Source organism: Candidatus Competibacteraceae bacterium (assembly GCA_016713505.1).
Taxonomy (GTDB): Bacteria; Pseudomonadota; Gammaproteobacteria; order Competibacterales; family Competibacteraceae; genus Competibacter_A.
Genome location: JADJPA010000001.1, coordinates 1,082,600 through 1,094,328, shown reverse-complemented (window position 1 = coordinate 1,094,328; position 11,729 = coordinate 1,082,600). Strand labels below are relative to the sequence as shown.

General features: G+C 64.2%; 7 protein-coding genes. 4 read left to right on the top strand and 3 right to left on the bottom strand.

Going from position 1 to position 11,729, the window contains the following annotated elements; all coding sequences use genetic code 11:
- Positions 1-8 precede the first annotated feature (8 nt).
- The 4 genes from glgC to thiM are packed head-to-tail and all read left to right on the top strand — an operon-like array spanning position 9 to position 4,668.
- Positions 9-1,280, top strand: coding sequence for a glucose-1-phosphate adenylyltransferase (gene glgC, locus IPK09_04985; GenBank protein MBK7982972.1), 1,272 nt, complete (start codon positions 9-11; stop codon positions 1,278-1,280).
- 51 nt (positions 1,281-1,331) lie between these two features.
- Positions 1,332-2,804 (top strand): 4-alpha-glucanotransferase, encoded by a 1,473-nt coding sequence (gene malQ, locus IPK09_04980; GenBank protein ID MBK7982971.1) that lies wholly within the window; start codon positions 1,332-1,334, stop codon positions 2,802-2,804.
- Positions 2,805-3,848: a GMP reductase gene (locus tag IPK09_04975; GenBank protein ID MBK7982970.1), complete on the top strand. Its 1,044-nt coding sequence runs from the start codon at positions 2,805-2,807 to the stop codon at positions 3,846-3,848.
- A 7-nt stretch (positions 3,849-3,855) separates the two neighbouring features.
- Complete coding sequence (gene thiM / locus IPK09_04970; protein MBK7982969.1) at positions 3,856-4,668, top strand: hydroxyethylthiazole kinase; 813 nt, start codon at positions 3,856-3,858, stop codon at positions 4,666-4,668.
- A gap of 340 nt (positions 4,669-5,008) precedes the next feature.
- On the opposite strand, the gene IPK09_04965 is transcribed toward thiM, so the two are convergent.
- The 3 genes from IPK09_04965 to IPK09_04955 all read right to left on the bottom strand — a co-directional run bounded on the left by IPK09_04965 (position 5,009) and on the right by IPK09_04955 (position 11,707).
- Entirely contained in the window at positions 5,009-6,445 is a 1,437-nt protein-coding gene (locus IPK09_04965) for a glutamate synthase subunit beta (GenBank protein ID MBK7982968.1), read from the bottom strand.
- Positions 6,446-6,450: 5 nt separating this feature from the next.
- Positions 6,451-11,103 (bottom strand): glutamate synthase large subunit, encoded by a 4,653-nt coding sequence (gltB, locus tag IPK09_04960; protein MBK7982967.1) that lies wholly within the window; start codon positions 11,101-11,103, stop codon positions 6,451-6,453.
- A gap of 151 nt (positions 11,104-11,254) precedes the next feature.
- Positions 11,255-11,707, bottom strand: a complete 453-nt coding sequence (locus IPK09_04955; GenBank protein MBK7982966.1) for a hypothetical protein — start codon at positions 11,705-11,707, stop codon at positions 11,255-11,257.
- Positions 11,708-11,729: the final 22 nt, after the last annotated feature.

Below are 11,729 nucleotides of genomic sequence, written 5' to 3'. Positions count from 1 at the left end.
TCAAACGCATGAGCGCCGCCACCACCTCACGTTTCGTCAGCCGACTGACTCGGAAAACTCTCGTACTCATCTTGGCGGGAGGCCGCGGCAGCCGGCTCAAACATCTCACGCAGTGGCGCGCCAAACCGGCGACGCCGTTCGGCGGGAAATATCGAATCATCGATTTTCCGTTATCCAACTGCATCAATTCGGGAATCCGGCGGGTTTGCGTGCTGACCCAGTATAAAGCGCATTCCCTGATCCAGCACATCCAGCGTGGTTGGGGGTTCCTGCGGGGTGAATTCGGCGAATTCGTGGAACTGCTGCCCGCCCAGCAGCGCACCGATGACGCGTCATGGTATCGAGGCACCGCCGATGCCGTTTATCAAAACATGGATATCATCCGCCTGCACGAGCCGGAGTTCGTGTTGATCCTATCCGGCGATCAAATTTACCGGATGGATTATGGTCCCCTGCTGGCGCGCCACGTCGAAAGCAAGGCGGATGTCACGGTGGGGGCAGTCGAGGTTCCGCGCGAGCGAGCGCGGGAATTTGGGGTGCTGACGGTCAACGAAGCCAACGAAGTCATTCGGTTTACGGAAAAACCCAAGGAACCGGAAACGCTGCCCGGTCAGGATGATGTGGCGCTGGCGTCGATGGGGATTTACGTCTTCAACACCGACTTCCTCTTCGAACGCTTGAGCGAGGACGCCGACTCGGCGCAGTCCAGCCACGATTTCGCCAAGGATATCCTGCCGCCGCTGATCGGCAACCGCCGCATCGTGAGCTATCCTTTTCGCGACGTGCAAACCAAGGCGCAGAGCTACTGGCGAGACGTGGGAACCGTCGACGCCTTCTGGGAAGCGAACATGGAATTGGTCGAGGTCGACCCGCATTTGAATCTGTACGACGAACACTGGCCGATCTGGACCTATCTGGATCTGGCGCCTCCGGCCAAGTTCGTGTTCGACGATGAAGGGCGTCGGGGCATGGCGGTGGATTCCATGGTGGCGGAGGGTTGCATTATTTCCGGCGGTTACGTCAATCATTCGCTACTCTTCCTAGGGGTTCGAGTCCATTCCTACGTGCAACTACGGGACTCGGTAGTGCTGCCGGGCGTCGACATCGGCCGCTACTCCCAGCTCAGCAAGGTCATCATCGACCGAGGGTGCGTGATTCCGCCCGGCACGGTGGTCGGCGAGCATCCCGAAGAAGACGCGCGCCGCTTTCACCGCACCGAAAAGGGCGTGGTTCTCATCACGCGCGAAATGCTGGGACAGGAATTGCCGCGCCGACGCTAGCGTCGGCTTCAGACATCTAAAATAACAGCCACTTTTGAGGAGTTATCACGCATGAGCCAAGGCTCGCCAGCAGAAAGGCGGCGCGCGGGTTTGCTGCTGCACCCGACCTCGCTTCCCGGCGGTTACGACAACGGCGATTTGGGACCGGAAGCTTACCGCTTCGTGGAATTCATGGCCGCCTGCGGTTTTACGGTCTGGCAGACGTTGCCTCTCGCGCCGCCGCACGCTGATCTATCGCCCTATTCGGCGCAATCGGTCCATGCCGGCAACCCGCGGCTGATCGCTCTGGAGCCGTTGGTCGAGGCGGGCTGGCTTCAGCCGGACGGCGGTCCTAGCGAGGGCGAGGACGGCTGGACCTACCGGCAACGACGCTTGAGCGAGGCCCGTCAAGGCTTCCAACAAGCGGATCGGGCGCGAGGCGAGTATGAAGCATTCGTGCGGGAGCGGCGGGATTGGCTGGAGGATTACGCGCTGTATCAGGCGATCCGCGCGGCCCACGGTCAGGCCGCTTGGTTCGACTGGCCGCGCGAACTGCGCGACCGACACCAGGATGCGCTGGCGGCGATGCGGCGGCAGTTTGCCGAGACCGTGGCGCAATGCCAGTTCGAGCAATTTCTGTTTTACCGGCAGTGGGCGGCGCTCAAGCAGTACGCCAACGAGCGCGGTATTCTGATTTTCGGCGATATTCCTTTGTTCGTCGGCTACGACAGCGCCGACGTTTGGGCGCGGCGCGATTGCTTTTTACTGGATGCGGAGGGACGGCCGGAGGTGGTGGCCGGCGTGCCACCGGATTATTTTTCGGCCACCGGCCAATTGTGGGGCAACCCGCATTATGCGTGGGCGGCGATGCGCGCCGACGGCTTTCAGTGGTGGAAGGAACGCATTCGCACGCAATTGACGCAGTTCGATCTATTGAGGATCGATCATTTCCGGGGTTTGGAGTCGTACTGGGAAATCCCGGCCGACGCCGAAACCGCCGTGGCGGGACAGTGGCGGGAAGCACCAGGCGATGAGTTGTTCCAAGCGCTGCGCGCGGAGTTCGGCCGCTTGCCGCTGGTGGCGGAAGACCTTGGCATCATCACGCCGGCGGTCGAGGCGCTGCGCGACAAACACGGCCTGCCGGGCATGAAAGTACTGCATTTCGCCTTCGGGGGCGACGCGGAAAATCCGTACCTGCCGCACCATCACGTCAGTAATTCGGTGGTCTATACCGGCACCCACGACAACAACACCACGCTGGGTTGGCTGGAGGAGTTAGACGAGCCGACCCGCAATCATATGTTCGATTATCTGGGCGGCGGTCCGGCACAAATGCCTGAACGGCTGGTCCGAACGGCATTGGCTTCAGTGGCGCGGCTGGCGGTGGTGCCGATGCAGGACGTGCTGGCGCTCGGCGGCGCGGACCGCATGAACCAGCCGGGCGTGGCCGAGGGGAACTGGCGCTGGCGGTTCCGCTGGGATCAGGTCGAACCGCGGCTGGCGGGTCATTACCGGCATCTACTGACGCTGTACGGTCGGATTTGAATGCGCATTGAAGCCGATCTGAAACTGGGCTTCAGGGATGTATTGATCCGGCCCAAGCGCTCGACGCTCGGCAGCCGCTCGCAAGTGAGCCTGGAGCGGACCTTCAAGTTCCGCCACAGCGGCCGGACCTGGACCGGTATCCCGATCATGGCGGCCAACATGGACAGCGTCGGCACCTTCGCCATGGCCATGGCGCTGGCCCGACAAGGATTGTTCACGGCGGTGCGCAAGCATTATTCACCAGAGGAATGGGAAGCCTTCAGCGCCGCGCTGCCGGAGCAGGGTCAGCTGATGCATGTGGCGGTCAGCACCGGCATCCTCGACAGCGATCTGGCCAAGCTGGAGCGGATCCTGGCGCGTCGGCCGGAGCTGTCGTTCATTTGCATGGACGTGGCGAACGGTTATTCCGAATATTTCGTCGAACAGATCACCAAGGTGCGGCAACGCCATCCCGATAAGATCATCATGGCCGGCAACGTGGTCACCGGCGAGATGGTCGAGCAGTTGCTGCTGTCGGGCGCCGATGTCGTCAAGGTCGGGATCGGGCCGGGTTCGGTGTGTACGACCCGCGTGAAAACCGGGGTCGGTTACCCGCAGCTGTCGGCGATCATCGAATGCGCCGACGCGGCTCACGGTTTGTCCGGGCAGATCATTTCAGACGGCGGTTGCACCTGTGCCGGCGATGTAGCCAAGGCGTTTGGGGCCGGGGCGGATTTCGTGATGTTGGGCGGGATGCTGGCGGGCCACGACGAGGGCGGCGGCGAACTGCTGGAGCGCGATGGTCAGCGGTTCGTGGAATTTTACGGCATGAGCTCCCGCACGGCGATGGAAAAGTACAGCGGCGGCGTGGCGGAATACCGCGCCTCGGAAGGGAAAACCGTGACCGTTCCCTATCGTGGGCCGGTCGCGGAAACGATCAAGGACATCCTGGGCGGACTGCGCTCGGCCTGCACGTATGTGGGAGCGGGCCAGCTGAAGGAACTGACCAAGCGCACCACCTTCGTGCGGGTGGCCGAACAACACAATCCGATCTTCGACGCCTGAGCCGGCCATGAGCCTGACCGCCGAGACCATTTGGAAGCTGCTGACCGCCGTACGAGAACGACGGCCGCTGGTGCACAACATCACCAATTTCGTGGTGATGAACAATACCGCGAACGCTTTACTGGCGCTGGGCGCGTCGCCGGCGATGGTGCATTCCAGCGACGAGGTAGAGGATTTCGTCGCCATCAGTCAAGCGCTGGTCGTCAATATCGGCACGCTGTATTCGGAGCAGATCGCGGCGGCTAAACTGGCGGCCATCACGGCTCGGGCCCAGGGCATCCCCTGGATTCTCGATCCGGTCGGCGCGGGCGCGACGCCGTACCGGCGAGCGGCGGCCGAGGCTTTGGCGCGATTGGGGCCGACCGTGATCCGGGGCAACGGTTCGGAAATCCTGGCCCTGGCGGCGGGACAGGCCGGACGCGGCAAAGGTGTGGACAGCCTAGATAGCGCGGCGGCGGCGCTGGACGGGGCGCGGCAAGTGGCCGCTGGCGCTGGAGCGGCGGTCGCGATCACGGGCGCGGTGGACTATGTGACCGACGGCCAACGCGTCACGACCATCGAGAACGGCCATCCCCTGATGGCGCGGGTGACCGGTTTGGGGTGCTCGGCGACGGCGGTCATCGGGGCGTTTCTGGCTGTGGAACGGGACGCTTTCACAGCGGCGGCGGCGGGTCTGGCGGTCTTTGGCGTCGCCGGAGAAGTCGCGGCGGAACGATCGCCGGGACCGGGAAGCTTACAAGTCGCGCTGCTGGATGCGCTGTATGGATTGGATGAGACTCGCTTCATCAGACAATGCCGCTGTCGGGAAATCACCCCCTGAATTTCCCCCCGATCCCGTAAGCCCAACCCTCCAGCCAACCGTCAACCCGGTTTCAGCAATGACCGCCGGCCAGCGCGTCGCGCCGGCGGGGGGTAGACGGGGTGGAGCAGCTTGAACCGGCTATTTCATTGGTCGACGATCACCAGGAACACGCCATTGAGGTCGAGGTTCCCGACGGACGCGGCTGACGCCGACCCGTTCTGGGATTTCAATGAGCGAGTGGGGGCCTGAGAATCGAAGCGCGCCCAGTACCGCACCGGATGCGGCCCTGGGCGTCGACACTCTCACCGTCACCGCTTCAGGACGGCGCTCGGGCGATGAACCCTTGCGCTGCGCGCGCTCAAAGCGGCAGCTCGGAACTTCCCATCAGGTATTCATCCACGGCGCGGGCGCATTGCCGGCCCTCGCGAATGGCCCAGACCACCAGCGATTGGCCTCGGCGCATGTCGCCGGCGGCAAAGATTTTGTTGACCGAGGTCTGATATTCGTCGGTGCCGGCGGCGACGTTGCCTCGGTCGTCCAGAGCTACGCCCAGCTCCTTCAGCATCCCTTCCTGGATCGGATGGATGAAGCCCATCGCCAGCAACACCAGATCGGCCTTGAGCTCAAATGCGCTGTCTGGCACCTCGACCATGACCTGCCGGCCATTTTGCTCCTTCCATTCCAGCCGCACGATTTGGATCGCTGTCACTTGGCCGTCCTGGCCGAGAAACTGTTTGGTGGCAACTGCCCAGTCGCGCTCGCAGCCTTCCTCGTGGGATGAGGAGGTCCGCAGTTTCAACGGCCAATCCGGCCAGGTCAGCAGCTTGTTTTCGTGCAGCGGCGGCTTGGGCATGATCTCTAACTGGGTCACCGAACCCGCGCCCTGACGGATCGAGGTGCCGACGCAGTCGGAGCCGGTGTCGCCGCCACCGATGACCACCACCGCCTTGTCGGTCGCCAAAATATCCTCGCCGGCTATTTTTGCGCCCGCCACCCGGCGGTTCTGCTGGCTCAGAAAATCCATGGCGAAATGGATGCCGCGCAGTTCGCGCCCCGGCCCGCTCAGATCGCGCGGGTGCTCCGCGCCGCCGGAAAGCACCAGGGCGTCAAATTCAGCCAGCAGGGCGCGGGCTGGAATCTCAGCGCCGACGTGACTGTTGGGACGAAATTCCACGCCTTCGGCCCGCAGTTGCGCCAGCCGGCGGTCGATCAACCACGTTTCCAGCTTGAAGTCGGGAATGCCGTAACGGAGCAGGCCGCCGATGCGGTCGTTCTTTTCGAAGACCACCACGGCGTGTCCGGCTCGCGCCAGTTGCTGGGCGCAGGCCAAGCCGGCGGGACCGGAGCCGATCACCGCGACCCGCTTGCCGCTCCTGTGCGAGGCGATCTGGGGCTGGACCCAGCCTTCCGCCCAGCCCTTGTCGATGATGGCGCATTCGATGTCCTTGATGGTCACCGGATGATCGTTGAAGTTGAGGGTGCAGGAGGCTTCGCACGGCGCCGGACAAATCCGGCCGGTAAATTCGGGGAAATTGTTGGTGGAGTGCAAAACGTCCAACGCCTGCCGCCAGTTGCCGCGATACACCAGATCGTTCCAGTCGGGGATGATGTTGTGGACCGGACAGCCGCGATGGCAGTAGGGGATGCCACAATCCATGCAGCGCGCGGCCTGTTCGCTAACACCCGATTCCGGCAAGGGCGCGATGAAGTCGCGAAAGTGGGTGACCCGCTCGGCGACCGGCGCATAACCGTGCTCGCGGCGGACGATTTCCAGAAAACCCGTCGGTTTGCCCATAACGTTTATGCTCCCACGGCCACGTTGGCCTTGTCATCTGCATGGGCAGCGCGAGCCTTGGCCTGCTGCGCGTCGTGCAAGGCGCGCCGGTAATCCAGCGGCATGATTTTGACAAACTTCGGCAACCACTCGTTCCACTGCTCCAAAACGCGATGGGCGGGCTCGCTGCCGGTATGGAGGTAATGCCGGGCGATCAGGATTTGCAGGCGACGGGCGTCGTGCCGGAGTAAATCGTCCGGCAGTTCGGCGTTGGCCAAGCCGCTCCAGTCATCGCGCAAGACTCGGACGTTGAGGGTTTCCTCGGCGTCGTTCAAGGGTTCCAGCACCACCATGGCTTTGTTGGCGCGGCGGGCAAAATCGCCTGCTTGATCCAACACGTAAGCGACGCCGCCACTCATGCCGGCGGCGAAATTGCGGCCGGTTCGGCCCAGCACGATCACCACGCCGCCGGTCATGTACTCGCAACCGTGATCGCCGGTGCCTTCCACCACGGCGACGGCGCCGGAGTTGCGCACGGCGAAGCGCTCGCCAGCGACCCCCCGGAAGTAACATTCACCGGCGATGGCGCCGTACAACACGGTGTTGCCGACGATGATGTTGTCCTCGGCGCGCAGGCGGCTTTCCGCCGCCGGATAGACGATGAGCCGCCCACCGGACAGTCCCTTGGCGGCGTAGTCGTTGGCTTGGCCGCGCAACTCCAGGGTGACGCCGCGCGCCAGAAACGCGCCGAAACTCTGGCCGGCGGTACCGCGCAGATCGATGTGGATGGTGTCATCCGGCAAGCCGGCGTGACCGTAACGGCGGGCGATCTGGCCGGAAAGCATGGCGCCGGCGGTGCGGTCGCTGTTGCGGATCGAGGCGGCGAAGCGCACCGGCTGGCGGGCCTCCAACGCGGGTTGGGCCCAGGCGATCAGCTGGTGATCCAGCACGTTGCTCAAGCCGTGATCTTGTTCCTCGCAGTGATAGATGGCGACGCCGGGCGGGGCCGGCGGCATGGCCAACAGGCGGGTGAAATCCAGGCCCCGCGCTTTCCAGTGGTGGATGGCGCGGCGCATGTCGAGCCGGTCGGCGCGGCCGATCATTTCGTCGAAGGTGCGGAAACCCAGCCGCGCCATCAATTCGCGGACCTCCTCAATCAGGAAGGTGAACAGATTGATGACGTGGGCCGGTTGGCCGGGGAAGCGCTTGCGCAATTCCGGGTCTTGGGTGGCGACCCCGACCGGGCAGGTGTTGAGGTGGCACTTGCGCATCATCACGCAGCCGGCGGCGATCAGGGCGGCGGTGCCGAAGCCGAATTCGTCGGCGCCGAGCAGCGCGCCGATCACCACGTCGCGGCCGGTGCGCAGCCCGCCGTCCACCTGCACCGCGATCCGGCCGCGCAAGTGGTTGCGCACCAGGGTCTGATGGGTTTCGGCCAAGCCGATTTCCCAGGGCGAGCCGGCGTTCTGGATCGAGGTGATCGGACTGGCCCCGGTACCGCCGTCCTCGCCGGAGATGGTGACGTGATCGGCGTGGGCCTTGGCCACGCCCGCCGCCACCGTGCCGACGCCGATTTCAGACACCAGCTTGACGCTGATGGTCGCCTTCGGGTTGGCGTTCTTCAAATCGAAGATCAGCTGCGCCAAGTCTTCGATGGAGTAGATGTCGTGATGCGGCGGCGGGGAGATCAGGCCGACGCCGGGGGTGGAGTGGCGCACTCGGGCGATCCAGTCGTTGACCTTGTGGCCGGGCAACTGGCCGCCTTCGCCGGGCTTGGCGCCCTGGGCCATCTTGATTTGCAGGGCGTCGGCGTTGACTAGATATTCGGTGGTGACGCCGAAGCGGCCGGAGGCGACCTGCTTGATGGCGGAGCGGGCGGAATCGCCGTTGTCGAGCGGGGTGTAACGGGCCGGGTCTTCGCCGCCCTCGCCGGTATTGGATTTGGCGCCCAGCCGGTTCATGGCGATGGCGAGCGTGGTGTGCGCCTCCCAGGAGATCGAGCCGAACGACATGGCGCCGGTCGCCAACCGCTTGACGATTTCGCTGGCGGATTCCACTTCTTCCAGGGGTAGGGGCGTATTGGCGAAACGGAATTCGAACAGGCCGCGCAAGTTGCGCAGGTGGTGATGCTGGTCGTTCATGGCCCGGCTGTAGCGCTTGAACTGCCGGTAGTCGCCGGAACGAACCGCATGTTGCAGCAGCGACACCGTTTCCGGGGTCCAGGCGTGCCGTTCCCCGCGAATGCGAAACGCCAGCTCGCCGCCCACGTCCAGCGCCTCCCGGTACAGCGGCGCGTCGCCGAAGGCTTGCCGGTGGCGGGCGGCGGCTTCGCGGGCGATTTCCTGCAAGCCGACCCCTTCGATCACGCCTTGGGTGCCGGTGAAATAACGGTTGATGAATTCCTCGGCCAAGCCGACCGCTTCGAAAATCTGAGCGCCGCAGTAGGATTGATACGTGGAAATGCCCATCTTGGACATCACCTTGAGAATGCCCTTGGACACCGCCTTGGTATAGTGTTCGTGGGCCTCGGTTTCGCTCAACGGCGGCGTGAAATGGCCGAGCGAGGCGGAGAGGGTGTCAAACGCCAGCCAGGGGTTGACCGCTTCGGCGCCGTAGCCCGCCAGCAGGCAAAAATCGTGCACCCGCTTGGCTTCGCCGGTTTCGACCACCAAGCCGACTTCGGTGCGCAGGCCGGTGCGGATCAGATGATGGTGGACGGCGGCGGTGGCGAGCAGGGCGGGGATGGCGATGCGATCGGCGTCCATGTCCCGATCCGACAGAACCAGGATGTTGTCGCCGTGGCGCACCACGTCGGCGGCTTCGCGGCAGAGGTCTTCCAAGGCGCGGGCCATGCCGTCGGCGCCGCGTTCGACCGGGTAGCAGATGCTGAGAGTGCGGGTGCGGAAGGCGCGATCCACGTGATATTCGATGCGGCGGATCCGCTCCAGATCGACGTTGGCCAACACCGGCCGCTTGACCTCCAAACGCTTCTGGGTGCCCGCGCTGAAAGGCTCCAGCAAATTGGGGCGCGGGCCGATGAAGGAGACCAGCGACATCACCAGTTCCTCGCGGATCGGGTCGATGGGCGGGTTGGTGACCTGCGCGAACTTCTGTTTGAAGTAATCGTAGAGCAGCTTGGGCCGGTCGGACAGCACCGCCGGCGGAATGTCGCGGCCCATGGAGCTGATCGGGTCTTCACCGCTGACCGCCATGGGGTTGAGGAAGGCGCGGGTGTCTTCCTGGGTGTAACCGAACGCTTGCTGGCGGCGCAGCAAGGTGTCCGGATCGGGCGCCATCGGGCCGATTTCGGCCGGCAGATCCTGCAAGCGAATCTGAGTGGCGTCCAACCACTCCTGATAGGGCTGGGCGGCGGCCAGTTGGGCCTTGATTTCGTCGTCGTCGATGATGCGGCCCTGCTCCAGATCGATCAGCAGCATCTTGCCGGGTTGCAGGCGCCATTTCTTGACGATTTTTTCCTCGGGGATCGGCAGCACGCCCATCTCGGAGGCCATGATCACCTGATCGTCGTCGGTGACGAGGTAACGGGCCGGCCGCAGGCCGTTACGGTCCAGCGTCGCGCCGATCTGACGGCCGTCGGTGAAGGCGATGGCGGCGGGGCCATCCCACGGCTCCATCAAGGCGGCGTGGTATTCGTAAAAGGCGCGGCGGCGCGGGTCCATGAGCGGGTTGTCGGCCCAGGCTTCCGGCACCATCAGCATCATGGCGTGCGGCAGCGAGTAGCCGGCCGCCAGCAGCAGTTCCAGCGCGTTGTCGAAGGTGGCGGAGTCGGATGCGCCGTCGCCGATCAGCGGCCACAGCTTTTCCAGATCGGCGCCGAGTTGCTCGGAGCGCATGTTATGGCGGCGGGCCAACATCCAGTTGATGTTGCCGCGCAAGGTGTTGATCTCGCCGTTGTGGCAGAGATAGCGGAACGGGTGCGCCAGCGCCCAGGTCGGGAAGGTGTTGGTGGAAAAGCGCTGGTGGACCAAGGCCAGGGCCGATTCCAGCCGTTCGTCGCGCAAGTCCGGGTAATACACCCCGAGGTTGCGGGCCAGGATCATGCCTTTGTAAACCAGGGTGCGCGAGGAGAACGAGGCGATGTAGAACGGCTGGCGGCTGAGCAGCTCGCGGTCCCAAATGGCGTGATGGGTTTGCTTGCGGATCACGAACAACTTGCGTTCGAACGCGGCGGTGTCGGGGCAGTCGGGGCCGCGCCGGACGAAGGCTTGGCGGATCATGGGTTCCGAGGGCCGAACGCTGCGGCCCAGGCAGGAGTTATCGGTGGGCACGTCGCGCCAACCGAGGAAAATCTGCCCTTCGGCGGCGACCGTTTGCTCCAGGGCCGCTTCGCAGCGAGCGCGGACCAGCCCATCGCGCGGGAGGAAAATCATGCCGACGGCGTAGTCGCCCGAGGCGGGCAATTCGATGCCCAGCCCGGCGCATTCAGCGCGCAAGAAGCCATCGGGAAGTTGCAGCAAGATACCCGCGCCATCGCCGGCCAGCGGATCGGCGCCCACCGCGCCGCGATGGCTGAGATTGGCCAGAATTTCCAGACCCTGGCGAATGGGCTGATGGCTTTTGCGATTCTTGATATCGACGACAAAACCGATACCACAGGAATCGTGTTCGTTGCGCGGGTCGTAGAGTCCTTGGGAGGCAGGCAGGCGGGTCAAACTCATGGCAATTCCTCGATAACAGCGGCTGACGCGGCATCCTTTCCCGGACGGAACCTGATGAAAAGGTCCGTATTAAATTTTACGAAACTGCAACTTGACATAGTACTGATCCCATGACAGTTCGCGCAACCGTTGGGCCGTATTTCCGTACGGCTCAAGCGTTAGGATTCGAGCGCCCGCGTGGCGGCGAGTTCGGCCGCCAAGGCCGATCCCGAATCTGTTCCTTGGCCAAATCGATAAACGCGCGCGTCTTGGCGGGCGGAGCCAAATTGCCGGCATAGACCGCATGGAAATGCAGCAGGGGCAGCCGGTAGGCGGGCAGCAGCCGGATGAGCCGGCCCAGGTCCAATTCGGCCCGCGCCAGCGGTTCGGGCAGCGCCGCGATTCCAGCATCGGCCAGCGCGAGTTCCTTGAGCGCGACGGTGGCGGAAACGCTGATCGCGCCTTGCATCCGGATATTCAGCGTTTTGCCGTTTCGCAGTAGCGGCAAGGTCCACGGCCTCGGCAGGACGCTGAGGGCCAGCCATTCGCGCGACCGTCGGACGCCGCCGTGAACGAAGCGGCTTCCGCCACCGCCGCGAAGGCCGCCATGCGAGCCAGATACCATCGCGCCGGACGCGCCGATACCG